The 26,719-nt window shown below is 37.5% G+C and carries 18 protein-coding genes; 7 read left to right on the top strand and 11 right to left on the bottom strand.

Features of this window, described 5'->3' with window-relative positions; genetic code table 11:
* Window positions 1-21: 21 nt before the first annotated feature.
* The 3 genes from Q0874_RS04450 (at window position 22) to Q0874_RS04440 (ending at window position 2,940) form a co-directional block, all read left to right on the top strand.
* Window positions 22-756 carry a 1-acyl-sn-glycerol-3-phosphate acyltransferase gene (locus Q0874_RS04450; RefSeq protein ID WP_299159874.1) on the top strand — a complete coding sequence of 245 codons (735 nt, stop codon included), beginning with the start codon at window positions 22-24 and terminating at the stop codon, window positions 754-756.
* The gene (locus tag Q0874_RS04445; RefSeq protein ID WP_299159872.1) at window positions 756-1,415 is read left to right on the top strand and encodes an HD domain-containing protein; all 660 of its coding nucleotides are present in this window, start codon (window positions 756-758) and stop codon (window positions 1,413-1,415) included. Before Q0874_RS04450 ends, Q0874_RS04445 begins: the two co-directional genes overlap by 1 nt.
* Before the next feature lie 115 nt (window positions 1,416-1,530).
* On the top strand, window positions 1,531-2,940 hold the full coding sequence (locus Q0874_RS04440) for a Gfo/Idh/MocA family oxidoreductase (RefSeq protein WP_299159870.1): 1,410 nt from the start codon (window positions 1,531-1,533) through the stop codon (window positions 2,938-2,940).
* Window positions 2,941-2,989: 49 nt separating this feature from the next.
* Here the strand turns inward: Q0874_RS04440 and Q0874_RS04435 are convergent, their stop codons facing one another.
* The 7 genes from Q0874_RS04435 to Q0874_RS04405 all read right to left on the bottom strand — a co-directional run bounded on the left by Q0874_RS04435 (window position 2,990) and on the right by Q0874_RS04405 (window position 14,878).
* The gene (locus Q0874_RS04435) at window positions 2,990-4,066 is read right to left on the bottom strand and encodes a PA0069 family radical SAM protein (RefSeq protein WP_299159868.1); all 1,077 of its coding nucleotides are present in this window, start codon (window positions 4,064-4,066) and stop codon (window positions 2,990-2,992) included.
* Window positions 4,067-4,122: 56 nt separating this feature from the next.
* Window positions 4,123-5,673: a hypothetical protein gene (locus Q0874_RS04430; protein ID WP_299159865.1), complete on the bottom strand. Its 1,551-nt coding sequence runs from the start codon at window positions 5,671-5,673 to the stop codon at window positions 4,123-4,125.
* A 24-nt stretch (window positions 5,674-5,697) separates the two neighbouring features.
* Entirely contained in the window at window positions 5,698-6,480 is a 783-nt protein-coding gene (locus Q0874_RS04425; protein WP_299159863.1) for an enoyl-CoA hydratase-related protein, read from the bottom strand.
* Window positions 6,481-6,494: 14 nt separating this feature from the next.
* Entirely contained in the window at window positions 6,495-7,910 is a 1,416-nt protein-coding gene (locus Q0874_RS04420; protein ID WP_299159861.1) for a HAMP domain-containing sensor histidine kinase, read from the bottom strand.
* A 117-nt stretch (window positions 7,911-8,027) separates the two neighbouring features.
* The gene (locus Q0874_RS04415) at window positions 8,028-8,579 is read right to left on the bottom strand and encodes a CopD family protein (RefSeq protein ID WP_299159859.1); all 552 of its coding nucleotides are present in this window, start codon (window positions 8,577-8,579) and stop codon (window positions 8,028-8,030) included.
* Window positions 8,579-11,710, bottom strand: coding sequence for a glycosyl hydrolase (locus Q0874_RS04410; protein WP_299159857.1), 3,132 nt, complete (start codon window positions 11,708-11,710; stop codon window positions 8,579-8,581). The genes Q0874_RS04415 and Q0874_RS04410 overlap by 1 nt, the downstream gene beginning before the upstream one ends.
* A gap of 30 nt (window positions 11,711-11,740) precedes the next feature.
* Window positions 11,741-14,878, bottom strand: a complete 3,138-nt coding sequence (locus Q0874_RS04405) for a glycosyl hydrolase (protein ID WP_299159855.1) — start codon at window positions 14,876-14,878, stop codon at window positions 11,741-11,743.
* Between the two features lie 281 nt (window positions 14,879-15,159).
* On the opposite strand from Q0874_RS04405, the gene Q0874_RS04400 reads away from it, so the two are divergent.
* On the top strand, window positions 15,160-16,047 hold the full coding sequence (locus Q0874_RS04400; RefSeq protein ID WP_299159853.1) for a bestrophin family protein: 888 nt from the start codon (window positions 15,160-15,162) through the stop codon (window positions 16,045-16,047).
* A gap of 34 nt (window positions 16,048-16,081) precedes the next feature.
* Window positions 16,082-17,563 carry a glycoside hydrolase family 30 beta sandwich domain-containing protein gene (locus tag Q0874_RS04395; protein ID WP_299159851.1) on the top strand — a complete coding sequence of 494 codons (1,482 nt, stop codon included), beginning with the start codon at window positions 16,082-16,084 and terminating at the stop codon, window positions 17,561-17,563.
* 6 nt (window positions 17,564-17,569) lie between these two features.
* Here Q0874_RS04395 and Q0874_RS04390 read toward each other — a convergent pair whose 3' ends face one another.
* The gene (locus Q0874_RS04390) at window positions 17,570-18,946 is read right to left on the bottom strand and encodes an MATE family efflux transporter (protein ID WP_299159848.1); all 1,377 of its coding nucleotides are present in this window, start codon (window positions 18,944-18,946) and stop codon (window positions 17,570-17,572) included.
* A gap of 87 nt (window positions 18,947-19,033) precedes the next feature.
* Window positions 19,034-20,065: a ferrochelatase gene (gene hemH / locus Q0874_RS04385; protein WP_299159846.1), complete on the bottom strand. Its 1,032-nt coding sequence runs from the start codon at window positions 20,063-20,065 to the stop codon at window positions 19,034-19,036.
* Window positions 20,066-20,275: 210 nt separating this feature from the next.
* Here hemH and Q0874_RS04380 point away from each other — a divergent pair, with 210 nt between their 5' ends.
* Both Q0874_RS04380 and Q0874_RS04375 read left to right on the top strand, forming a co-directional pair.
* Window positions 20,276-23,800: a TraB/GumN family protein gene (locus Q0874_RS04380; protein WP_299159844.1), complete on the top strand. Its 3,525-nt coding sequence runs from the start codon at window positions 20,276-20,278 to the stop codon at window positions 23,798-23,800.
* 30 nt (window positions 23,801-23,830) lie between these two features.
* A complete protein-coding gene (locus tag Q0874_RS04375) occupies window positions 23,831-24,667 on the top strand; it encodes an N-acetylmuramoyl-L-alanine amidase-like domain-containing protein (protein ID WP_299159842.1) in 837 nt (278 codons plus the stop codon).
* Between the two features lie 164 nt (window positions 24,668-24,831).
* Here Q0874_RS04375 and Q0874_RS04370 read toward each other — a convergent pair whose 3' ends face one another.
* On the bottom strand, window positions 24,832-25,491 hold the full coding sequence (locus tag Q0874_RS04370) for a ThuA domain-containing protein (RefSeq protein ID WP_299160103.1): 660 nt from the start codon (window positions 25,489-25,491) through the stop codon (window positions 24,832-24,834).
* Window positions 25,492-25,650: 159 nt separating this feature from the next.
* Entirely contained in the window at window positions 25,651-26,553 is a 903-nt protein-coding gene (locus tag Q0874_RS04365; RefSeq protein WP_299159840.1) for an AraC family transcriptional regulator, read from the bottom strand.
* Window positions 26,554-26,719 lie beyond the last annotated feature (166 nt).

The following is a 26,719-nucleotide window of genomic DNA, read 5'->3' as shown; positions in this document are numbered from 1 at the left end:
GCGGTTTTTTATTTTTGTGTCATGCAAAAAATATTGGCTTATCCACTTACCGTAATATATTTTATCTTTTTTGGATTAGTCTTGGTAATATTTCATCCCATTCAATGGGTTTGCTTCAATCTTTTTGGTTATAATGCCCATAAAAAAAGTGTAAGTATCCTCAATTTAGCACTGATAAGATGCACACATGTTCTGGGAACCAGATATACCTTTACCAATCCCTACAAAATACCTAAAGACAGGCCCCTTATTATAGTTGCAAATCATCAAAGCATGAATGATATCCCTCCTATAATATGGTTTATGCGCGCACATCATCCCAAATTTGTGAGCAAAATTGAACTGGGGAAAGGCATCCCCAGCGTTTCATATAACCTTAGACATGGCGGATCTGTACTTATTGACAGAAAGGATGCCAAACAGGCCCTGATGGAAATATCCAAACTTGGTCGGTATATTGAAAAATACAACAGAAGTGCGGTTATTTTTCCTGAAGGAACCAGAAGCCGGAACGGACATCCGAAAAAGTTTCAAAGAACGGGCTTAAAAATCCTTATGAAACAAGCACCCTCTGCATTAATTGTTCCAATAAGTATCAATAATTCATGGAAAATGCTTCGTTATGGTAAATTTCCATATGGGATTGGATCACATTTAACCTTTAAAATTCATCAGCCGGTTAATAATAGTGGAAATCCTGATGAATTAATTGATAAGGTAGAACAAGAGATAACTAACGGAGTAACTTCATTTTAATGAACCGGAAGGCCATTTTAAAAAAGACAAAAAAATTTGTCAAACAAAGGTTTAAAGGAGCTGAAGGAGGCCATGATTGGTTTCATACAAAAAGGGTTTTAGCCAATTCTGTACATATAGCTAAAAAAGAAAACGCCAATCTATTTGTAGTTCAACTGGCGGCACTATTGCATGATATTGCGGATGCCAAATTCCATGATGGTGACGAAACTGTGGGTCCTAAGGTAGCTTCTGAATTTTTGATAGAACACAATGTGGATCAATTATGCAGGGAACACATTGTTAAAATTATTGAATCTGTATCATTTAAGAATAGCTTTTCCAATACAGATAATCCTTTTAATTCTATTGAATTGCAGATAGTACAGGATGCAGACAGGTTAGATGCCATTGGAGCCATAGGTATAGCCCGGGCGTTTAACTATGGTGGTTTTAAAAACAGGGAACTTTATAATCCAAAAATTACCCCAAATAGGTCAATGAGCAAGGAAGAATATAAGAAGTCTGATTCCCCTACAATCAATCACTTTTATGAAAAATTGCTGCTCTTAAAAGAAAAGATGAATACGTCTACCGGTAAAAAGCTGGCGGAAAAGCGTCATGCATTTATGCTCAGTTATCTCGACCAATTCTATCAGGAATGGGAAGGTATAAAATAACCTAATTTTGATTTCAATACATACTTTTATCTGAATTAACGAAACACATTCACTTTAAAGGGATACGTCCTATTTTTTTGTATATTCTGTCCTTATTTTAAAATCATACTCCACTATGAAAAGAAGAATATTTGTCAAAAAAGTAGCAGCATCTTCTACTGCTTTTTCAATTGTCCCCAGCTTTGTTTTAGGGAAAGGTCATGTGCCCCCCAGTGATACATTATATGTCTCAGCCTTTGGTGTGGGTGGCCGTGGTGCCGGGGTTATGAACGGTCTTGATATGACAAATAAGGTAAAGTATGTTTCTTTATGTGATGTAGACGATCGCAGAGCGAAAAGCAGTTACGATAAATATCCAGAAGCAAAACGCTACAAAGATTTCAGAAAGGTATTTGACAACCATTTAAATGATATAGATGCCATTATGGTGGCTACCCCAGATCATACACACGCGACTATTGCTTTGCCTTTTATGCGCGAAAAAAAACATGCCTATGTAGAAAAACCACTAACCCACAATATTAGGGAGGCCCGATTAATGACAGAAGTTGCCCGGGAAAATGGAATTGTTACTCAGATGGGTAATCAGGGGGCTTCCAGTGATGGAAGCCGGGAGGCGAAAGAATGGATAAAATCCGGGGTAATTGGCAAAATAGAAAGAGTTGATTGCTGGACGAACAGGCCCGTTTGGCCCCAGGGCGTTCCGGTACCTACCCAAATAGATCCAATTCCACAAGGACTCGATTGGGATTTATGGTTGGGTCCTGCGGCAATGCGTGATTATAATGATTCCTATCTCCCTTTTAAATGGCGAGGCTGGTGGGATTTTGGAACCGGAGCATTGGGTGATATGGGTTGTCATATCATGGAAACTCCTTTTGGAGTGCTGGACCTTGGATATCCTACAGAGGCTGAAGCTAGCTGTACTACTAATTGGGTAGGTGATTTTATTGAAGCGGATTATAGTGAATCCTGTCCTTCTTCTTCTTTGGTTAGGCTTAAATTTAATACGGCTGAACATGGTGATATTGCCTTAAACTGGTATGATGGGGGTTTAATGCCTGATCTGCCTGATGAATTAAAAGATGATGAAAAAATTGGAGATACTGGTGGAGGCACAGTGTTTTACGGATCCAAAGGAATTTTAGTTTGTGATACATATTCCAGAAATGCCCGGTTGTTACCTTCTGAGAGGATGCAACAGATAAATGCACCTGAACCTTATTTGAAAAGAATAGCAGGGGATACCGGTGGGCATCAAAGTAATTGGGTGGAAGCTTGTTTAAATGGCTCTGAGACTTCCTCGGATTTTAAGCGTTCAGGACCTTTGACAGAAGCTGTTTTAATGGGTAACCTGGCTATCAAGTCTTTTCAGTATAAAGAACCAAATGAAAATGGCCGTGGATTTATATATCCGGGGAGACGCAAAATACTATGGGATGGTGAGAATATGAGGGTTACTAATTACGAAAAAGCCAACGAATGGGTAAAGGGGACTTATCGTAAGGGATGGGAACTTAGTTAAGAAGTAATTTTTCTTATCTTCTTTAATAAAAACACAACAAAAACCAGGTTTAGGTGAATAGCCTCCATTGACCCTGTTTATATTGTTCGTGTAATTCTCTGTTTAACTTGGAAAATGATCTTCCTTTGTAATATCTCAATTTAGCTAATTTGGCCATTTCTTGTATTTGATATGCAATATGGCCTTCGCCCTTGCTTCGCAAACCAAATCTACTATCATTTAATGTGCCCCCATGACATGATGCTATAAGGCCCAATACCTTTTCTGCCCTATCAGGCATGACTTTCCTGATCCAATCTGTAAAAATAAGGCCAATGGCGCCATTCAATCTAACTATAGTATAAGCAAAAGAAGACGCACCATGGTCAGCAGCCGCCTTTGCCAAATTTATAATTTCATGACTGTTTATGCCCGGAATAATTGGAGCCAGCATGGCATTAACCGGGATTTTATTCTCAGCTAAAATGGCAATTGTTTCAAGACGTTTTTTAATAGTTGTTGTTCTGGGTTCTAAAATTCTTCGAGTATTTTCTGAAAGCGAAGTAATTGAGATATTTACTCCAATCAACCCGTGATAATTTAATTCCTTTAACAGGTCCATATCCCTTAAAATCAAAGAATTCTTAGTGATGATCCCTACAGGATGGCGGTACCTCAAAAATACCTCAAGGCAAGCTCTCGTTATTTTAAATTCCTGCTCTGCGGGCTGGTAACAATCTGTATTTCCCGAAAGCACAATGGTAGCAGCTTTCCATTTATCACTTTTTAATTTAGCTTCAAGGAGCCTTGGAGCATCTTTCTTTACTAAAATCTTTTGTTCAAAATCTAAACCCGCACTTAAGCCCCAATATTCATGGGTATTTCTGGCATAGCAATATATGCACCCGTGTTCACAGCCCTGATAAGGATTCATCGAATATTCCATCCCGACGTCGGGACTGGTAACTTTATTTACGATTGTTTTAGGGAAAACAGGTAAGTATTGTGTTTTCCTTTGTACGGCCTCTTCGCCTTCCTTTCTGCAAAACTCAAGAAAATCTTGCTGTATTTCGTGTATGTGTTTAAGAAATTTGTTTGGAGTATTTTGCTGTGCTCCTCTTCCCCTAATAAAATTTTCTTTTTTCAATATATGGATTTATTCCAAAATTATGGAATTATTCCTATTTAGACAATTTTATAAATTTAATTGATAGAGACATTCACCAATTGTTTTTTAGTTCCTCTTTTAGCGTAAAACAAAACCGCGTTATCGTTGAAGTCCACAAGAGGTTTTGAAACCATAAGCGGCAAGCGAGCTTCTTTATCATCAATGATTTTTTCATAACTCATTTTACCATGTTTGTCCAATTGAATGACAAAAACATTTCTATTCCTGCTCATGCCCTGTTTAAAAATTACACGTTCATTATTGAGTAATTGCGGATTTTCAGCTGAGCTACTTATAAAAAAGTAGGTGTTATCATTTTTAGTATAGGAACAATAAGATGCATAGGCGCCGTCACCCTGTGTTACTTCCGATTTATTAATATTTCTGGCCCAAAGCATTTCACCTTTTAAATTGAGTTTTGCGCTCACTATATCATTGTGATGAAAACGTTCAACCCTTATTCTGCCTCCGCTTGAATTTGCCTGTACACTTGATGTAACAAAATACTCCTCAGCATTAAAGAGTATTTCGTCATCCTGAGTAAAGCTTACATTTTTAAATACCAGATTCTTTACCTGTTCAGCATCCTCCGTTCCAAACTTGTCTGTCATAAATTGATTTGAAAAAGGATTGTATTTCCTTATTTGGACTTCAAGTGTTATTGGATCTAATTTAAAATAACCCAATCCATTATACCTGTTATCCTTACGATCGGCATAAAACCCAACACAAATAAGATTCCCGTTTCGGAGAATAGGCTTTAAAGCTTCAGAGAATTTACCAGGGCCGTCAAAGTTTTGTGTAATGGCACCTTGTTTTGACAGCATAATAAGTTCATACTGAAATTTACGTTCTAAGGCTGTAAATCTTTTCTTCTTAAAATAAGCCTTGCCAATAATATATACACGTTCCATATTGGGGGAGACCACTATATTTTCAAAAGCATAATTTTTATCTTCTATTTCATTAGAAAAATCCTGTTCGAATATCTTATTGAGCGAAGCATTAAATAAATATATATTGTGTTTATTAATCTTTCCCTTCTTAAAATGTGTGCTAATTATAAATGCACTTTTATCATCGTTAAATAATGCCGTTGTGGTAAAACCAGACGAAAAATTTCTGTTGTAATAGTTGCGATCATAGGGTTGTTGTACCTGATCTGACTGAATTGAGAGTAACTTCTCTTCGGTAAAATTGAAATTTGATATAGGACTGCGGTGAACTATATAGTCATATGACAAAGTTTCCCAATTATAATCCAAAAACAGCAAATATAATTGTCCGTTTCTTAAGTAACCTTCTATAAGATCAGGCCCTTTTAATTTATAATTATATTCTGAGATCAGTTCAAGATCCTTATTATAATGCTCTATAAAATAACCCTTAGGTTTCAGGATCATTCCCGTATAGTAGGATCTAACCAAAACTGTTCCGCCTGTTCCATCCTCAGAAATAGAGACTAAATTAGAATACTTATATCGGTCGTCATATTTTTCTCCAAAATCATAGGAAATAGGCATTTTTTGCGCGTGGGTAAAGCCAGCAGTAAAAACCGCAAAAAATAATATAAAACGAATTTTCATGATAGATTAAGAATTTTAAGCGTATCAGGTTCCGGGAAATTCTGCTTTTCTTTTTTCTAAAAAGGCAGTAGTGCCTTCTCTAAAATCAGCTGTGCCAAAACAGCTTCCAAATGCATTTATCTCTGTTTCAAACCCTTTCGCATTATTCTTAAAACCCGCATTTACCGCTTTTATTGCATAAGAAATTGCAACAGGTGAGTTATTCGTTATTTTGCCTGCAATTTTAAGACATAGTGGTAAAAGTTCTTCTTGCGGAACCACATAATTTACCAGACCGTAGGATAGGGCTTTTTCTGCGTCAATCATTCCGGCCGACATTATAAGTTCCATCGCCCTTCCTTTTCCGATTAATTGGGGCAGGCGTTGCGTTCCGCCATAACCTGGAATCACCCCAAGAGAAACTTCAGGCAGGCCCATTTTGGCATTATTACTGGCAATTCTGAAATGACAAGCCATGGCTAATTCCAGTCCACCGCCCAGCGCAAAACCATTGACAGCTGCAATGACTGGAGTAGATAAGTTCTCTATAAGGTTAAAAAGAGCCTGTTGCCCTTTTGCTGCAAGATCTTTGCCTTCCTTTACTGAATAGTTTGCGAATTCTGAAATATCCGCTCCGGCTACAAAGGCCTTTTCACCATTCCCGGTGAGTATAATGGCTCGTATTGTTTTGTCCTTGGCCAGAGTCTTAAATGCCTTACTTAAGTCCTTAATTGTTGCTCTGTTTAACGCATTTAATTTTTTTGGTCTGTTAATAATAACTGTTGCCAGGCTATTATTATGCTCTATCAGGATATTTTCAAAGTTCATCTATAGTTATTTTATTAATTTTTTACACCTTTTGGAAACATAACAGTGAATACGGTTCCTTTTCCAAGTTGTGAAGTAAAATTAATACTCCCGTTATAGGTTTCAACAATATTCTTCACCATGCCAAGGCCTAAGCCCATCCCACTGGATTTAGTTGTAAACTTGGGTTCAAACACTTTATCTTTAAAGCCATCCTGAATTCCAATACCGTTGTCCGCCACTGATATTTTTACTTTATCCCCATGAGAAACTACCGAAACCAATATTCTTGGTGATTCCACTTCCGGTACTGCCTGTATCGCATTCTTCACCAAATTAGTAATTACACGTATCAATTGGGTGCGGTCTAACTTGGCTATGATTTCCTCTTCATCAGCCATAAAATGTATGTATTTTTCATTAAAAATGTCTAATGCCAGTTTAACTATTTTTACCACATTCAAATTTTCATTCTGTTGAGCGGGCATTTCCGCAAAGCTTGAAAAAGCAGAAGCAATGCTGCTCATTGTATCTATTTGCTGAATCAGAGTCTTGGAATATTCCTTTACCTTGGTTTGTATATCCGGATCCTCAGGATTAAATTTTCTTTCAAAACTTTGAACACTTAAACGCATAGGAGTTAGCGGATTTTTTATTTCATGAGCTACTTGCTTGGCCATCTCACGCCAAGCCTGTTCCCTTTCACTCCGTGCCAGTTTGGCTGCGCTTATTTCCAGTTCATCAATCATCTCATTATATGAATTAATAAGTTTTCCTATTTCGTGCCCCGGATTTTCAATAAAGATTTTTTCATTTCTTTTGGTGATGTCAGTCTGCGTAATTTTTTCGGAAATAGTTTGTAAAGAACGGGTGATATATTTTGAAATGAAATAAGCCAAAATAATAGCAATAAGCAACATAAACAGATAGACAACACCCAGACGCATCAGGAATTCCTTGAGTTCCATGTCGTTGAAGGAGTTATCCTGAAAATATGGTAGATTTAATATACCAATTGGTTTAAATTTGTCATCAGTTATATAAGTATACGAAGCCTGATATTTATCCCCCGCAGCAGTATCGTCGAGTACATACCGCTTATCCACGGTATTTGATAACATATTAATTATTTCCGATCCCAAGTGAAGAGATATAGAATCATTTCTGAATCTGGGTTTTGAACTCTTGATTAAATTCCCCTTAAGATCATAAATATTAAAGTTTACGTTTTGGACATCAGCAATCCGATAAATTTCATCTTTAAATATCAGTGCCAGATTTTCTGTAGTCACCGGATAAGTGGTTTCCTGTAAGGTATAGGCGATACTCTGTTTAATCTGAGCTTCCTTCCGCTCCAAACGGACCTGGTGATAATCTTTAGATTGCTCCCTATATTGGTAAATAGTAACTCCGGCTATTAATACCGATGCTATAAGCACCAGTAAAATCATAGTGACAAAAATTCGGGATCTAAGGGATAATTTTTTAAGCAAGGAGTCCTGATTTGAGTTTAAAGATAGCAATAATCAAGCCAAAGCAGTCAACGAAATACCCCAAATTAAATGGGGTTACGCATTGGGATTCTTATCTCTAATCCTTTTGTACAACCGTATGCCAAGCATAAGAAGAATACCAAGGACAATCAGCCCCAATACCCCAAAAATCCAGTTGAAAGTACCCTTTAATATAACTAAAAAGGTAACTGCAAACAGAATCACAGTGGCGCCTTCGTTCCAGATTCTCATAAAATTGGAAGTGTATTTTATTTCATCGCGCTGTAATTGAAGATATATCATATGTGTTTTCATATGATAAACAATAAGTAATACCACAAACAACAATTTAATATGCATCCATGGTTGCTCTAACCACCCTGGTATTAAGAATAACAACCAAAAAGCAAATATTGTACACAAAACAGCCGAAGGCCATGTAATAATGTACCACAAACGTTTTGTCATTAGTTTTAGTTGATCAGAAAGTATTTCTTTATCCGGAGAAGGCTTATCAGTTGCTTCAATATGATAAATGAACAATCTGGGTATATAAAATAAACCGGCGAACCATGTTACTACAAATATTAGATGCAGTGATTTTATATAATTATAGTATTCCTCCATTATTTCTTATATCTAATTGCCCCGATACCAGCCTCCCACAATTTTTTATTAAAATCCGGTAGTTCTTTATCTAAAAATTCATTTCCACGCATTTTTAACAGCTCCCATTCTTTATCTAATTCATTTTTTCGAGTCCTCGATGAAGTATTAACCCTTGGAATTGTACTGTTGGTTTTGTCTATCAAAAATAAATACTCAGCGGTAAATTTATTTGGAAAATTTTCCACATCGTCATATGCCTGGGACTTGCGTTGAATCATCTCCTCATCCCATGAATTCAATTTGTTATAAAGAGCCATCCCAGCCTTCTTAAGTGTATCATCTTCAAGGTCATTTATAATATCCTTAAGTTGAATCTTAGCACTAAAAAGTGTATTTACCATCAGGTGCATTTGGGTAATATTTTGCTCCAATTCCGTCATAAATGCATCGTAAGCAGCATATTGGCCCTGTTGAATTTCGAAACCTGGTGTTTCAAGAATTTTAGCTGTGGTACTTATTGTTTTATCTCCCTGATGTAATTTAAATGTATAGGTTCCCGGTGGTGCCTTATGTCCCAGGAAGTTAGCTTCAATATATACATCGGGGATACCTGGAATTATTGGATAAAGCATGTCCCATACAAATCTGTTTAATCCCTCTTCCTTAGAAAGAACCGGGGCAGGAGGTGGCCCTCCGCCGTTATGCTTTTTATAATTTAGATCCCTTTTGGAGCTAAACTTTCGGATAAGGTTTCCCTTGTCATTGTGTATTTCCAGAGAAATTTCGGTAGAATCAGTGCTTTTGGGTAATTCATAATAAAGTACTACCCCATTAGCAGGGTTGACTCCGGAAAAAGGGTCTGTCCCTTTAAAACTAGCCGAATTTTTATTTAAAGGGCTGTCCCAGGAACCATTATATGCATCCTCAGGCTCCATTATTTTTAAATCTCCATTTTTTGTTTTGTATTGAGCAAGTGCACCGAGGTCGTCGAATATCCAAAAAGATCTTCCTGAAGTAGCTACAATCAAATCGCCTTGATGCACCATGAGATCCGTAATTGGCGCTATGGGTAAATTAAGCTGAAACGGCTCCCATGAGATTCCTCCATTCCAGGAAATATAGACTCCCTTTTCGGTGCCTGCATAGAGAAGGTTTTTACGTGAAGCATCTTCTCGAACCACCCTGGTAAATGACCCGTAAGGTATTCCGGAACTAATATTTGTCCAGCTTTTACCATAATCCGTGGTTTTGTATAATGCAGGTGTGTAATCATTAAACTTATATCGGGTAGTTGCAATGTAAGCAGTAGCCGGGTCATGTGGAGAAATGTCAATAGCGTTAACCAAACATTCTTTTAACCCTTTAGGCGTAACGTTTACCCAGGTATCCCCACCATCCTTAGTTAAATGAACAAGGCCATCATCACTTCCTGTCCATAGCACTCCCTTTTCATGGGGAGATTCAATAATATGAGCTATTGTGCCATAATTTTCAGCGCCTACCGCTTCAACGGTATAAGGACCTCCTCCTTTGCCTTGTTTGTCGTCCATATTTCGTGTTAGGTCCGGAGAAATTTCTTCCCAGTTGAGGCCTTTATCCCTTGTTCGCAAAACCAATTGGGCACAATGATAAAAAGTGTCGGGTTCATGTTGAGATTTTATTATTGGGGCACTCCAGTTATATAGGTATTTCATATCCCTGGCAGCTCTTCCTAAATACTGGATGGGAGCTGCCATGATTTTTGTTTCTGACTTGGTATCCATATCCAGTATTTCGATAGTCCCTAAATAATTTCCCCCCATAACATACCTGGGATTATCAGGGTCAAATGCCAGAAAAGCACTTTCACCACCTGCAGCATAAGTCCAATCGCGTTCAGTAATTGCCTCTCGGCCTAATGAGAGGCTGGCAATTTTTACGGAGGTATTGTCTTGTTGCCCACCATAGATGTTGTACGGATAAAGCCTATCTGCATTTATACGGTAAATTTGAGCAGTAGGCATTATATCCTGGGTAGACCATGTTTTGCCTTTATTATAAGTGATGGCGGCACCGCCATCGTCCGCTATAACCATGTTTTTTGAATTATTGGGATTGATCCAAAGATCATGGTAATCACCATGCGTTCCCGTTATTAATTCCCATGATTTTCCGCCGTCAATAGATCGAAATGCAGAAGCACTCATAACATATACCGTATTTTCATCATTAGGATCTGGAAATACTTCAATATAGTACCAGGCTCGTTGCACCAATCTGTTATCACCACTTACCATGCTCCAGGAAATTCCTGCATTCTCAGACACAAACAATCCTCCCTTATCCTGCTCAGAATCACTTTCAATTAATGCATATACTTTATTAGAATTGGCGGGGCTTACGGCTATAGCCATCTTACCCTTTTCATCTGGCAGACCTTCATGTATTTCAATCCAATTTTCTCCTCCATCCACAGATTTATATAAACCACTTCCCGGGCCTCCACTAATAACTATATTTGGCTTCCTTTGATGATGCCACATTGCAGCGTAAAGCACCTCTGGTGTATTGGGATCCATTGAGAGTTCCGAACATCCGGTAAGTGTATTTACAAATAACACTTTCTCCCAACTTTCTCCACCATTAATAGATTTATAAATTCCGCGTTCTTCATTAGGGGCATAAAGTGCTCCCTGAGCGGCCACATATACAATATTTGGATTGTTCGGGTGAATTACAATCCGCGAGATATGCTGGGTTTTACTCAACCCAATCTTCTTCCAAGTCTTTCCTGCATCAGTAGATTTATATACGCCATCTCCATAAGAAGTCATTACTCCTCTGGGTGCATGCTCACCCATACCGCAATAAACAACATTTGGGTCAGAGGCCGAGACGGCAACTGCTCCTACAGAACCGGTTTCAAAATACCCATCAGATATATTTTCCCAACGTTGACCAGCATCAGAAGTTTTCCAAAGGCCCCCTCCTGTAGTACCCATATAATAAGTTAAAGGATCTCCAATAACTCCGACCGCTGTTACAGATCTTCCTCCACGAAATGGCCCTATATTTCGATACTTAAGTGGTTTAAAATAAGTTTCCGCATCCTGAGCAAAGCTCAGACTAACTGCAAATACAAAAACTAGCAATATGTAAATTTGTTTCATAATAATGGTATGGGTTCTATTGTGTAAAAACTATTCTTCTATAAAGAGGTAATTGAGGTTTAAATCATTAAATGCTTTATTAAATTCTTTGATTTCCTTATCAACCATTGCATCAAAAGCTCTAAGTTGTGTATTAATCTTTGTGGTTAATTCATTTTTTACAGCAATATCCTGCTCGGTTGGCGGAAAATCGTCTAAGGAGACCAAACTATTCAAATGGGCCAGTTTATTGGTAAGTCGAATTGGAAAATTCAAAGGATCCTGACCGCTTCTGTTTTTTGTTTGGTATAAGGCCTTTTCAATCTCCTCAAAACCCTTCTTCATTTCCTTCGCTTTTTCCACTAAATCGGCGGTTGCGGAATTTCCTTTATACTGTTCCATAAAAGCATCCAACTGGGCTGTGATTTTGCGAATTTTCTTGATGGATTGATGTGCTTTATCAACTGTTGCATTTATATCACTGACAAAATCGTATTGCATTTGCATATCAGCTACAGTAACTTCGGCTCTTGGATCTGGCAAAATAGTAAAGGTTTCTGATATACTTGTGCCATTTCTGTTTAAATATACTTTATAGGATCCGGGGACTGCCTTTGCCCCCTCCAGGTTTGCCGACCATAAAATCATCCCCTCCAGTTTTTCTGCTCCTTTGCCACGAGTATCCCAGACATGGGTATTGCCTTCATTTTTAACTTCTAACTTTTTATCTTTTTTAGAACTATACGTGCTAAAATTAGCCAAAGTATCGCCCGACATAGACATGTAAGTCAGTGCAATGCTATCTTTCTTATCCCAGTCATTTAAGTAAAACTGAGTCACTACGCCCCCCGGATGGTTTTGTCCTTCTGTTTTTGAAGGTTCACTTGCAGCCCGCCCTTTGGTCCTGTATGCATCTTTAGGTTTATAAAGTATGATAGCGGCATTTTTTTTCGACGCATCAAGTTGATGCAGCACCGTAAGGTCATCTATAATCCACAAACTGCGCCCCTGGGTTGCTACTATAAGATTGTCATCCTTGATAGTAAGATCCGTTACAGGGACTATGGGTAAATTAAGCTGAAAAGCCTTCCAGTTTTGCCCATCATTAAAGCTAATATACATCCCGGTTTCGGTTCCCGCATACAGAAGACCCTTTCTTTTTGGGTCTTCCCGAAGAACTCGTGTAAAGTGTTCTTTATTTATACCGTTCGTTATTTTTATCCAGGTTTTTCCAAAATCATTGGTTTTGTACAAGTACGGTTCAAAGTCGCCCAACTTATAGCGAGTAGCCGCAACATAACACGTGCCCTCATCAAAAGCAGAAGGCTCAATACTGTTTATCATACTCCATTCGGGCATCCCCGAAGGTGTGACATTTTCCCAGCTTTCACCACTGTTGCGCGACACATGAATTAGGCCGTCATCACTCCCAACCCAAAGCAGACCTTCTTTCAATGGACTTTCATTTGCCGCAAAAATGGTGCAATAATACTCAACACCGGTATTGTCCTGTGTAATTGGTCCCCCGCTCGACAGAAGTTTATCCGGATCATTTCTGGTTAAATCCCCACTCAATAGTTTCCAGCTTTGTCCCTCGTTCTCACTCATGTGTACGTGATTGGAAAAGGTGTATAATTTCTTCGGATTAAGTTTGCTAAAAATAATAGGGAAATTCCATTGAAAACGGTATTTCATTCCTTCAGCTCCGTAACCCATTGGATTATCGGGCCACACATTCACTCCGCGAATAGTACCTGTATTATGATTTACCCTGGTTAAAAAGCCTCCATAACTTCCACCATAGACAATATCATTATTTAATGGATCTACAGCAATGTGCGCTGATTCACCCCCCGCTGTTCTTTCCCAATCATCTTCACTGATACTTCCACCATCACTGCGATGTTTAATCCGGACCGTTGAATTGTCCTGTTGGGCTGCATAGATTCGAAAGGGAAAATTATTATCTGTGGTAACCCTGTAAAACTGTGCAGTAGGTTGATTGTAATACGTACTCCATGTTTCACCTCCATCATACGAAATCTGAGCTCCCCCATCATCTCCAATAATCATCCGTTGTGAATTTTCAGGTGCTATCCACAAATCGTGGTGATCCCCGTGCGGAGCATTAAAAGTATTAAAAGACTTACCGCCATCTGTTGACTTATGGTAACGTACATTTAGAACATACACTACATCTTCATCCTCGGTATCGGCATATAAACGGGTATAATACCATGCCCTTTGTCTTAGCTTTCTTTCGCTATTAACCTGTGTCCATTTTTTACCTCCGTCTTCACTTCTATAAAGACCTCCCTTTTCCTTTTGTTCAACAATGGCCCAAACGCGTTCAGAGTTTTTAGGTGAGACGGTTACACCTATAATTCCCAAAGTATCCTTTGGGAACCCTTCATTTTTTGAAATTTCACTCCAGGTTTCTCCACTATCTGTACTTTTCCATAAAGCAGAACCATCACCACCGCTGCTTAGGCTATAAGGTGTTCTTTTTGCTCTCCAGGTCGATGCATACAATATTCGAGGATTGTTAGGATCCATAACCAGGTCAACCGCACCCGCCTGCTCATTTACAAAAAGGGTATTACGCCATGTAGTGCCCCCGTCTGTACTTTTAAAAATACCACGTTCTTGAGTTGGTCTATATATATTTCCTAATACCGCAGCATACAAAATATCTGGGTTATCCGGATGTATTCGAATTCGCGGTACATGTCTGCTGTTTTTGAGGCCTACTGACTTCCATGTCTTACCTGCGTCCTCAGTTTTCCAGACACCATAACCAGAAGATACATTCCCCCGTAAAGTTTTTTCACCGCCGCCAACATAAATAACATTAGGATCACTTTTCGCAACTTCCACCGCGCCTACACTGCCTCCAAAAAACCCATCTGAAATATTCTCCCAACTCCTGCCGCCATCAATTGTTTTCCAAACACCACCTCCGGTGGAGCCAAAATAAAATAGATTTGGCTCTCCGGGCACTCCGGTGACCGCAGCAGAACGCCCACCGCGAAAAGGGCCCACCAATCTATATTCAAGGCTTGAATATAATGCTTCCGGGTATTCTGTTTGGGTATTAGAATTAGTGCGTTTTTTTTGAGCGTTGGTAAGGGAGATAAAAGAAAAAACAGCCAAAATTATAAGTCCGGCTTTCGAAGTAATGATCTTCATATTAAACTTATTTGAATTCATGGCTAAATGTAGGAAAAAAGTAGGGAACTGAGAATGTAATATCCGAACAGATGATTGTAAACAATCAAACTAATTATTTCGGCATATTAGGTATTGAATGTTCCTAATTAGAGGTGATTTGGACTCTTTGTGCAGAAATATTCCCTAATTTTAGGTATTTGGAATTATTAGAAAATTCAACATCCTAAGACAAGCTGATTTAACGATCACAGGCTTGTAATTAATAAATTAAGAAAGAAGTAAGTATAAAGAAATAGCTGATGATATTAGAAAAGAGAATACCATTAAAATATTGGTTCAAAGAAATAAAATGGGATTTGCTTATTGTCAGTGTGTTTTCGATAATAATCTATTTTTTTAAACTTTATGTAGTTAACCTGGATATTCCATTAGGTATTGGAACATTTTTAGGAACAGCTATTGCCTTGTTATTGTCTTTTAAGTTGTCACAATCCTATGACCGTTGGTGGGAAGCCCGAAAAATTTGGGGGGCCATTGTCAATGATTCAAGAACTTTAGTGATTCAACTAAAACAATTCATTAAAGAACCCGATAGCAGTATTGTGAAAACTATGGCTTATCGACAGATCGCCTGGTGTTACGCACTCGGGCAACATTTGCGAAAGCAGGATGTGCTTGGTAAATTAGAAGACTTCATTTCTAAGGATGAAATAATATCTATAAAGCACAAAAACCATGTCCCTCTGACTTTACTGGACCATCATGGACAAAATGTAAGAAACCTTCATAAGGAAAAATCACTCAATGACTTCCAACAAATTCAGTTAGATACCACAATTTTGAAACTTACAGCCTCTATGGGCATGGCTGAGCGTATAAAAAATACAGTGTTTCCCAGAACGTACAGAAATGTGCTACACTTTTTTATCTATATCTTTTTGTTATTGCTTTCTTTGGCACTTGAAGATGTCTATGGGTTTTTAGAGATCCCGTTATTAATTTTTATTTCCATCCCTTTTTTTATGCTTGAAAAAATTGCCTTTGTCATTCAGGATCCCTTCGAAAATTTTCCGACTGATACCGCTATGACTAGCATTTCACGTAACATTGAGATCAATATTAAGGAACTTCTAGGGGAAAAAGAATTACCTGAACCTTTAAAGAATAAAGGATTTTATATTATGTAAACGTTTTTTAATTCTGTTATAAAGTGTAAATTTTATGTTTTTATGTTTATTTAAAAAGTTAGCCCAACAAATTAATTGTCTTAACAAATTACTCAGTCAAACGTATTCAATATTTGGAATTTTTATTGTTCTGGGTGTTCTCTTAAGCTGCAAGGGACAGCCTGGTTCAGAAGATGCCATATCTACGGCAATAGTATATCGCACTTCACTGGACCAAACCCAATTATTAAACAAAGTCGCAATTAAAATGAGCGCTGTTTCTGAAACCACCTCTGTTGAATCGACAATTACCGTGGACCCTTCTACCACCTATCAGATAATGGATGGTTTCGGATATACGCTTACTGGGGGCAGTGCATTGCATTTACAAAAGATGACTGCTCTCTCCAGAGGCAAGATATTAGAAGAACTTTTTGGCAAAGGTGATAACAGTATTGGTGTGAGTTATTTAAGAGTAAGTATTGGCGCCTCGGATCTGGATGAATTTCCATGGTCCTACAACGACCTCCCTTCTGGCAAATCAGATCCTGATCTGAAACATTTTTCAATGGCCTACGATACCCTTTATCTGATCCCTACTTTAAAGGAAATACTTAAAATATCACCGCAAATAAAAATTATGGGCTCCCCCTGGTCACCCCCCGCATGGATGAAGGATAATAAAGATACACGCGGTGGCAGTCTGCTTAAAGAATACTATCCCGCCTATGCCAATTATTTTGTAAAATATATAAAAGCCATGGAAGCTGAGGGTATCCCAATTGATGCTATTACTGTTCAAAATGAACCTTTGCATCCGGGCAATAATCCAAGCCTCTTAATGATAGCCAAGGATCAGGGAGAATTCGTAAAAAATCATTTGGGACCTGCTTTTAAAGAAAATGGAATTGAAACTAAAATTATCCTTTATGACCATAATGCAGACCGGCCAGACTATCCTATTTCTATCCTGGACGATCCGCAAACTGCACAATATGTAGACGGCTCAGCATTTCATTTATATGGGGGCACTATAGACGCCTTATCCAAAGTGCATAATGCGCACCCTGAGAAACATCTCTATTTTACTGAACAATGGATAGGTGCTCCCGGCGATTTTGAGGAGAATCTTAGTTGGCATATGGAAAATCTTATTATTGGTGCGCCCAGGAATTGGAGCCGAAACGTATTGCAATGGAATCTTGCAGCTGATGAAAATCAAAAACCACATACAGATCGGGGTGGTTGTACTCGTTGTCTTGGAGCTATTACAATAAAAGGTGATAGTATAATTAGAAATCCGGCCTACTATATTATTGCTCATGCTTCCAAATTTGTACCCCCTGGTTCGGTTAGAATAGATTCTAACCAGGAAGAGAACCTACTTAACGTAGCTTATAGTACTCCAGAAAATAAAACAGTAGTAATTTTACAAAATAAGAATAATGAGACTATTACTGTTGAGCTCAATAAAGAAGGAGAAAAGTTAATAATTACTTTAGGTGGTAAGGATATAGCTACATTGGTCTGGGAATAACAGATCTCAGACTAGTGTCTTTTTGACTTCTTTTCTTAAATAAAGCCCGGTAACTAAGGTTGCCAATACATCTGCTATGGGAAAAGAGATCCAAACACCCAGTTCTCCTAAAAAATTTGGTAAGGTCAGGATTAAAGGAATAAAAAAGAATCCTTGCCGCGTTAAAGTAAGGAGCAAAGCGGGAACCGCTTTCCCTATAGCCTGAAAGTAAGCAGCTCCTATTAGCTGGAGTGCAATAATGGGTGTTGCGGCAAAAACCCAGCGCATTGCGGAAGGAGTATGTTCCATTACAAAGGCATTTGTTGCCATTTCAAGGACGGGCATATTAGGTTTATCGCTTAAAAATAAAGATGTTATCTCTGCAGGAAAAATCATAAGAAGGACAAATACCAGGGTAGCTACAGAAGCGGCATATATAATAGCTGTTTTAATTGATATTCTTACCCTATTATACTTTTGTGCCCCATAGTTATAGCCTGCAATAGGAAGGAACCCTTGGGTAACTCCAAATACAGGGAAGAGGGCAAACATTAGCATTCGTCCTATAATGGCGTACACGGCTACCATCGGCTCACCCCCAAGGGCAAACAAAATATTGTTCATGAGTAAATAGGTGATACTTGTTACTGCCTGTCGCGAAAGGGTTACAAATCCCAGGCCCCCTATTTCTCGCAAAATATCTCTATCTAATCCAAAATGAGACCAATTAATTTTTAGTTCAGAATTTTTGGATCTGAAAAAATAAAAAATATAGGCAAAACACATAAGGTAGCCTGCCGTAGTTGCCCAGGCTGCTCCTGCCATTCCCCAGTCAAAGACATAAATGAATAGGTAGTCTAATACGAGATTTCCTATTGATGGTATAATCATGGCAATCATGGCAAACTTAGGTTTCCCTTCAGCGCGAATAACCGTATTACCCATCATACAAAGAGCCAAAAAAGGAACTCCGTATAAAACTATGGTATAGTAAATCTTTGCAGGATCAAATATAGCACCCTTACCTCCGAATGCAGGAATTAAACCATCTACATAGTAAAGGCCTAGAACCACCATGGAAATGGTGACCAACAATGTAAGCGTGATCTGATTTCCAAAGGTTTTTAGTGCCTTTTCATTATGATCTGCACCAAGAGCACGAGAAATAATACTGCTTCCCCCGATTCCAATTGCCATTCCCAATGCTGCAATAAAAAAAGAAACCGGTAGAACTACATTAATGGCCGCTATGGCAATAGAACCAATCCAGTTCCCTACGAATATAGTATCTACTAATATATTGAGTGACATCACAAGTATGCCAATCGAAGCAGGCACTGCTTGCCTTATAAGAAGTCTTCCAATGGGTTCTGCCCCTAATTGATCTGAGGAGACTTTAGCCATTATAATGCAATGATTATGAAAATATACATATACTATTAGATAAATTCACCTTTTACCAGGCCAATGATAATAAATGAATACTAAGCATTAAACCGGCAGAGTTTTACTGCTATGCCAATTGTTTATCCACTCCGCCATTAAAGCTACCCAGGAATCACTCTCATTTAAGCAAGGAATATGTATATAACCTTCACCGCCTGCTTCCATGAATTGTTCTTTACCTTCCATCGCGATTTCCTCAAGAGTCTCGAGGCAATCACTTACAAAAGCAGGTGTAATCACAGCAAGCTTCTTAATCCCGGCTTTCGCCAAACGCTCAAACTCAAAATCTGTATAAGGTTTTAACCATGGATCACCGGCAAGACGTGATTGGAACGAAGTACTCACTTTGTCTTCGTCCAGGTTTAACTCCGCTTTTACCAGTTCTGTGGTATCATAACACTGATGTCTATAACATGTATTGTGTGCTACTGAGTTTATTTGGCAACAACTTCCATCTATTTTGCAATGGAATTTGGTTGGATCTGACTTTCTGATATGTCGTTCCGGAATACCGTGATAAGAAAATAATATATGATCATACTCAAAGTTCTCTAGTCCTTTCAAAATTTGTTCCGAAAGTACTTTTATGTAATCCGGATTTTTATAAAACGCCGGTAAGGTAGTAATTCTCATATCCGGATAATTCGCCTGCTGTTCCTGCATAGTTTTAACTACAACAGTCTCATAGGAAGACATGGCATAGTGAGGGTAAAGAGGCACCAGTAGTATTTCACTTACTCCTTTGTCTTTTAATTCCTTTAAGGCGTTCTTAATGCTCATTGAGCCATAGCGCATCCCCAGGGCAACAGGAATATCTGTTTGCTGCCGGACCTTAGATGCAAAGCGTTCTGAAATTACTACTAAAGGAGATCCTTCTTCCCACCATATCTTAGCATATGCCTTTGCCGATTTCTTTGGGCGGGTTTGAAGAATAATTCCACGAACAAGCAGATTACGCAACCAATTTGGCACATCAATTACACGCTCATCCATTAAAAATTCGTCCAGATATGGTTTTACTTCTTTAGCCGTGGGGCCATCAGGAGATCCTAAATTCACTAATAATACACCCTTCATAATTCTTTTTTAAGCAATTTTTTTTAACAATACAAAAATACTACTTGGAATGAAACTCCGTTAAAATATGGTGAATACTTTTCTGATGCCCTTATAAGTAATCCCTATTGACCTAACCAATCTAAGCGGGAATTTATTCAAAAATACCTGGAGATTAGAAAATATTCCTGCCTCATAAAATTACCTGAGGCCCCAAACAAACCAAAAATAATGCGCTTAACTAATGTAATCATTTGCTTTGTTCTATCACTGATGGGCTATTCCCAATCGGAAAAAAGTTTACTCTGGGAAATATCTGGAAACGGTTTAGAAACATCTTCCTATTTATACGGCACCATGCACGTTAGTAAAAAAATTGCTTTCCGATTAGACGATGTTTTTTACGAAGCCCTGGATAAAAGTGAAATAGTGGCTCTAGAATCTGATCCTGATACCTGGCTGGAAAGCGAAGAGCGTTTTGGTTCAGGAACCCAGAAAGAAGGTTATGGCTTCACCACCAAAGGGTTTTATACACATTCGTTTGCTTTGCAACATCCGAGAAAGAAAGACCTGGCATCTTACCTGGCATTTGAAGAAAAATTGGTAAATAGTATCCTTTACAGAACTAATGAGTATTCACAAAATTTTGAGGAGGACACCTATTTAGACATGTTCATTTATCAGGCAGGAAGTCGGTTTAACAAACCTATTCTTGCATTGGAGAAACTGGAAGAATCGGCGGCATTGGTAGGAAGAGCGAGCCTGAATTCTATGAAAATGAAACCGGATGAATGGCTTCAAAAACGGATGCAACAACAAGACCTGATGTTCTTAATGCAGGATGCTTATCGGGAGCGCAATTTAAGCTTATTAGATTCTATTGATAAAGCGATGTATACCGATCATTATCTAAAGAATATGCTCTATATCCGTAATGAGAACATGGCGAGAAGTTTGGATTCTGCTATACAAAAAGCTAAAGTTTTTGCAGGAATTGGGGCAGCACATTTGCCAGGCACACACGGTGTAATTGCGTTATTGCAAGAAAAAGGATATGTTGTAGAACCCCTTGTTTCAGAAGCTACCGAAAAAGGTCAAAAACTTAAGGATAAATTCGTAAAAAAAATAAGGGAACATTCTTATAAAACTTTTGGGCCAGATGATAATTTCTTTACCATTTCACTCCCCAATAAATTATATCCAATATCCGAAAGAATTACTACAGTTTATGTTTCACCAGATTTAGCAAATGGAAGTTACTTTATGGTTAACAGGATTCCCACCTATGCCAGTTTAAAAGCCGGAGGAGACTACACCATAGAGGATATTGAGCAATTGTTATTTGAAAATATACCAGGAACCATATTAAGTAAAACCCCTATTATTAACAAGAGGTATAAAGGCCTGGATATTAGAAACAAACTAAAGAATGGTGATCATCAGCGATACCAAATTTACATAACCCCCTTGGAGATACTTATTTTTAAAATGGGAGGAGAAGGTGATTACGTCATAAATTATTCTGATATAATATTTAATAGCCTCAAGTTTAAAGCTCCTGATGACAGAAGTAAGCTAATTACTTCAACTTACAAGGACTTTGAAATATCGATGCCAGGGCTTCATAAATTTACAAATGCATCAAGAGGCGGCAGTCGCAGCATTGAAGGATATGACTCAGCAACTAATTCCTATTATTTCCTTAAAAAGACCACCCTTAATGACCTAAATTTTATTGAGGAAGATACATTTGAACTTAAACAAATTCAAAAACGAATATACCAAGACCTTCAGCTTAAGCCGAAATACAATTCTTTTGAAAATAAATCTCTTACTTCCAAAGCGGTTTGGGATTCAGTAAGCGGTCAGGATTTATATCTGAAAACCGTAATCAAACGGGGTGATTATTATTTGCTAGGCACTCGTACTAAAAGTGAAATTAATGCTGAAGAATTTTTCAATTCTTTTAAAATAAGAGAAGTTTCTTATCCTGAAGTATTCAAAAAGGTAGTAGACACTGCCATGCATTTCAGTACTGTTACATCTGTGAATCCACCCAAATTTGTTGAGCACAGCAATCACAAGTTTGGTAATAAGAAAAAAGAAAAAGCCTATAATCCCTATTCCAAAAAAACAATTTATCAGAACAAAAATAATGAGGCCATTGAGGTAGAGATAACAAAATCACATGACTATCTTACCTTTTCTAATATAGATTCTATTTGGGTATTAAGGAAAAAACAATACTCCGATAAACAGTTTAAAATTCAAAATGAAAAAACTAAAACATCAGGAGATGGTTACCACGAATTGCAATTCGTAATCACCGATACTGCAAGCACAAGGGGTATACTAATTAAGAATATCATTAGGGGTGGTTTATTTTACCAGTTGAAAGCAGTGGTCGATACCATTTCAGAACCCAGTCCGTTTGTAAGTGCCTTTTTTGACAATTTTAAACCGGAAGGTGAGCCTATAGGACGAGATCTTCTTGAAGATAAAACAGCAGATTTTTTTGCCGCACTCAGGGAAAATGACAGTATAGTTCTAAAAGGCTATAGATACCTCTTATTTGATGAACGCCATTTAGATTCGTTAACCTACTACATTTCACAGTACTCCTTTGATGAGGATAAAAAGCATATACAATCTTACCTCATTAAGAAATTAGGAGAATTGCAGCATGATAAGGTTATTCCGTTCCTGATAGATTTATATGCCAGATCATATAATAATTCTAGTGCGCAAATTAAAATTCTTCAGGCTATTGCAAGGAAAAAAACTGAAGCCTCCGCGCATCTATTGCTCGATCTTATGTCGCAAGATTTGCCTCTGGTATCTAATACGGCGGAGATAAGAAGTATTTTTAAACCATATGAAGACAGTTTGGTATTGGCAAAGAGATTATATCCCGAATTGCTGAAATACAGTTCGATTACTGAATATAAAGCTCCAATTTTTTCCCTTCTGGCACAGCTAAAAAAGGTAGATTTAGTAAAACCCTCACATTATAAAAAATACAGGAGCCAGCTATTAAATGATGCTAAAATTCTGTTGAAAAGGCACCTGGGTGAACAAAACAACAGTGAATTAAAAACAAGACAGGCAAATTATATCAGGCTCAGAAATAATGATATTTTAGAAGATTATGTTGTTTTGCTCTATCCTTTTTCCGGTGAAAGAGAAATGGGTCAATTTTTTAACCGGCTTCTTTTAGTAAAAGATCCAAAAATTCGCAGCACCTATGTTACACAGCTTGCGTCAGATGAAAAAAGCATCCCAACGGCAGTGATCAATTCTATGGCTTATGATATTAATAGCAGGCTTTTGTTGTATACTAAGTTAATGCATCAGGGTAAATCTGATATTTTTCCGCATCAATACAGCTCTGAACAGTACTTGGCGGAAGCTCTCATTTATAAGGACAGAAAATTTGACAGTAATAAAGATAAGATTATATACATCGGCGACAGGTCTATGACTTATAAGAGCAACCCTTATACTGCATATTATTTTAAGTCACAAAATAGCCAGGATTATCATAAGAACTTTAAAATCCATATTGTAGTATTTGCAGATGATATGCCTTTCAATTCAGTTCCTTATTATATTAATGACGGATTGCGGATGGCAGATACAGATACTGAGGAGGAGGCAATCGACTTTGTGACTGAAACCTTTTTACTAAAAGACCGTAAAAGAGCTATTGCCTACAGGCCAAACCAGTACCGTGGTTATGGAAGTTTTGGCTTCTAAATTGTATTTTTGCTCTATATGCAAATAAACATGAAATTAATCTCTTCATTTTTTTTCTTTTTATTATCTCTTACTATTTGTGCGCAACAGCTAATTTGTTCAGATCAAGACAAAACGGCATTTGATATTAAGATTAAAGAAATTCAAAATTCAAAACAATCAGATTTTGGCGATACCATGATCTCCGTTGGTCAAACATTTCTTGGAACCCCATATGTGGCAAAAACACTGGAAATAGGAAAATCTGAATCTTTGGTTATTAATTTGCACGGGATGGACTGTACTACCTATGTTGAGAACGTTTTGGCCTTTAGTACGTTGTTGGTGGAGGATAAAATGAATTTTGATTCCTTCGCGAGTGTTCTTGAAAATATACGATATAAGGATGGTGAATTAGATGGATATGCATCCCGATTACATTATTTTTCCGAATGGATAGCAAATAACGAAAAGAAAGAACTTTTAGAAGATGTAACTGAAGAAATAGGGGGTATCGAAATTAAGAAAGATATTAATTTTATGAGTACTCATAGGGATTTGTATCCCTTTTTGCAGGACGAAGAAAATTTCAAAAAAATTAAAGCTTCAGAAAATTACCTTAACCATAAATCTATTTGCATTTTACCCCAGAACCAGATTGAAGCCAATGAGAATCAAATAAAGAATGGCGATATTATTGCGCTAACCACCTCTATCACCGGGCTGGATATCACACACACAGGCATTGCCATTAGAGAAAAAGATGGCCGTATTCACTTACTGCATGCCTCTTCTTCAGGAAAGGTGGAAATTTCTGAATTACCTTTAGTAGAATATTTAAAAAAGATTAAAAAGAATACAGGGATAATGGTGGCCAGGCCATTATAAAAAATGTGGTTCTGAAGTCTTGAAGTGCAGCTCTTTTATTGAGCATATATATTAAGGTATTCTTCGCACATTGTTATAGGTGCCAAACCTGAAGAATTATTATACTTTCTTCGATCCTTACCTATTCAATAATCCGATAAATGGGTTCTTCAAAATAATGTTGTTTATCTCCCCAGGCAATAATTTATTCCCCCTACCAAGTGTTTCTGGAAATCTGGTTCATCAAAAGATTCTTCTGTATGGCCTCCACCGGTATAAAAAACGCGACCTCCATCAAATTCATAATACCATGCAATAGGATGGTTATCTCCGTTTGTGCCCCCTTCATATGAAGTTTCATCCAGGTAGATAAGCACATTCATATCCGGATTTATATTTTTATAATTATACCATTCATCATTGCGTACCCAGGTGTCCTTCAAATGACTGGTAGATAAATGTTGTCTGTTAACGACGTTCATTTTGGCCTCTCTGACATTAGGATCATTTGGATGGCTTGTAAAATATGCGCCAACCAATTTACCATACCATGGCCAGTCATATTCAGTATCGCTGGCGGCATGAATTCCCATGTAATTGCCGCCATTATTAATATAATTTTTAAAAGCCTGTTCCTGATCAGGGCCCAATACATCCAAAGTTGTACTTAAAAAAAGTACTAAATCATATTTTTTTAAGTTGGTATCATTAAATTGTAATGAATCTTCTGTTTGCGTGACTGAAAAATTGTTTTCTTTTCCTAAATTTTTCAGAGTCTCCACGCCTTTTTCAATAGACTTGTGCCTATAACCCATAGTTTTTGTAAAAACCAGGATTTGAGCCATTTCTTCTTTTATGGAAGCAATATTTTCTTCTTGCAGCTGTGGTTGAGAAGATGCTGTTAGTGAGATGCAAAAAAGCAAAGAGGCAATAAATTTTCCAAGTGTTTTCATAAGTATATTTTATAATTTATTAAATATCGAGAAATCTTCTTAATGATACTACTAATTACTCAATGACATTAAATATTTTTTTGGAGTAGTCCCGAATTTCTTTTTAAAAGAGGCAATAAAATGACTCGATGTACTATATCCTATCCTATGCCCTACTTCGTTCACATTATACTCCCCGGATTCAAGCATTTTACGCGCGAAATCCATCTTATAGTCAAACAAAAAACTAAATACCGGTTCTCCATATACTTGTTTAAAACCCTCTTTTAGTTTTTTAAGTGAGAGGCCAATCTCTTCCGATAACTGTGTCAGAGTAGGTGGTTCTGCCATTCGGCTTATCATAATTTCTTTAGCTTGCTTTATTCGCTTTATATTATCCTCATCCACCAAAAAGGGACACTGTTCTAAATCTGCATCTTCACTTTTGTTGAAATACAACGAGATTAATTCATAAACTTTGGCTTTAACATAAAGTGCCTTAATGGAAGGATGGAGATTATAATTAATTATTTGGCTTAGTATAACGGCAATTGCCGGAGTTACACCTTCCTGGGAATAGTATTTTTTTTCCTTATTATCATTACTCAAAAAAGGAATATAGTCTGCTTCTTTTGAAAATAGAGAATGAAACCTTCTTATGGTCATTATAACAGATACCATCCATGACTTGGGATTAAGTTCCAAATTTAAAGGGAGGTCTAACTGCGTATTATATAGCAATAAAGAATTCTCCTCGGATACCTCCAGAGCATAATGGCCATCATTAAAAATAAATTTTGCATTCCCCTTTAAACAAAAGTGGAATTGAATAAAACTACTATCAATATCCCGGGTAACTTTTTGAGCCTCAGGGCCCTCATTTTGAATTTTTAATACATAAAAATCATCATCAATCAAGACTTCGGTAAATGAACCTTGAGCGATATTTTTGTAACCCGTTTTAGGTGAATTCATAAACATTCTATTTAGAAACATTCTAAATAGAATGTTTGCCAGTAGCTGTTAAAGCTATAAATATATTGGTTTTTGCGATATTTTCGGTGAAATTTCAATAAAAAAACTTAAAGCGATATATATTGTACCTCCAGCGTTATTTTTATTAAGTAGATGCTACTATTTT

This window comes from uncultured Eudoraea sp. (genome assembly GCF_947490415.1).
Lineage (GTDB): Bacteria > Bacteroidota > Bacteroidia > Flavobacteriales > Flavobacteriaceae > Eudoraea.
Note: the sequence above shows the minus strand (reverse complement) of the source record. Positions and strands in the feature narration are given on the sequence as shown.

Coding starts and splice junctions, on each gene's coding strand:
- Q0874_RS04450 (WP_299159874.1), top strand. CDS start 22: ATGCAAAAAATATTGGCTTATCCACTTACCGTAATATATTTTATCTTT.
- Q0874_RS04445 (WP_299159872.1), top strand. CDS start 756: ATGAACCGGAAGGCCATTTTAAAAAAGACAAAAAAATTTGTCAAACAA.
- Q0874_RS04440 (WP_299159870.1), top strand. CDS start 1,531: ATGAAAAGAAGAATATTTGTCAAAAAAGTAGCAGCATCTTCTACTGCT.
- Q0874_RS04430 (WP_299159865.1), bottom strand. CDS start 5,673: ATGAAAATTCGTTTTATATTATTTTTTGCGGTTTTTACTGCTGGCTTT.
- Q0874_RS04425 (WP_299159863.1), bottom strand. CDS start 6,480: ATGAACTTTGAAAATATCCTGATAGAGCATAATAATAGCCTGGCAACA.
- Q0874_RS04420 (WP_299159861.1), bottom strand. CDS start 7,910: ATGATTTTACTGGTGCTTATAGCATCGGTATTAATAGCCGGAGTTACT.
- Q0874_RS04415 (WP_299159859.1), bottom strand. CDS start 8,579: ATGGAGGAATACTATAATTATATAAAATCACTGCATCTAATATTTGTA.
- Q0874_RS04410 (WP_299159857.1), bottom strand. CDS start 11,710: ATGAAACAAATTTACATATTGCTAGTTTTTGTATTTGCAGTTAGTCTG.
- Q0874_RS04405 (WP_299159855.1), bottom strand. CDS start 14,878: ATGAAGATCATTACTTCGAAAGCCGGACTTATAATTTTGGCTGTTTTT.
- Q0874_RS04400 (WP_299159853.1), top strand. CDS start 15,160: ATGATATTAGAAAAGAGAATACCATTAAAATATTGGTTCAAAGAAATA.
- Q0874_RS04395 (WP_299159851.1), top strand. CDS start 16,082: ATGTTTTTATGTTTATTTAAAAAGTTAGCCCAACAAATTAATTGTCTT.
- Q0874_RS04390 (WP_299159848.1), bottom strand. CDS start 18,946: ATGGCTAAAGTCTCCTCAGATCAATTAGGGGCAGAACCCATTGGAAGA.
- hemH (WP_299159846.1), bottom strand. CDS start 20,065: ATGAAGGGTGTATTATTAGTGAATTTAGGATCTCCTGATGGCCCCACG.
- Q0874_RS04380 (WP_299159844.1), top strand. CDS start 20,276: ATGCGCTTAACTAATGTAATCATTTGCTTTGTTCTATCACTGATGGGC.
- Q0874_RS04375 (WP_299159842.1), top strand. CDS start 23,831: ATGAAATTAATCTCTTCATTTTTTTTCTTTTTATTATCTCTTACTATT.
- Q0874_RS04370 (WP_299160103.1), bottom strand. CDS start 25,491: ATGGCTCAAATCCTGGTTTTTACAAAAACTATGGGTTATAGGCACAAG.
- Q0874_RS04365 (WP_299159840.1), bottom strand. CDS start 26,553: ATGAATTCACCTAAAACGGGTTACAAAAATATCGCTCAAGGTTCATTT.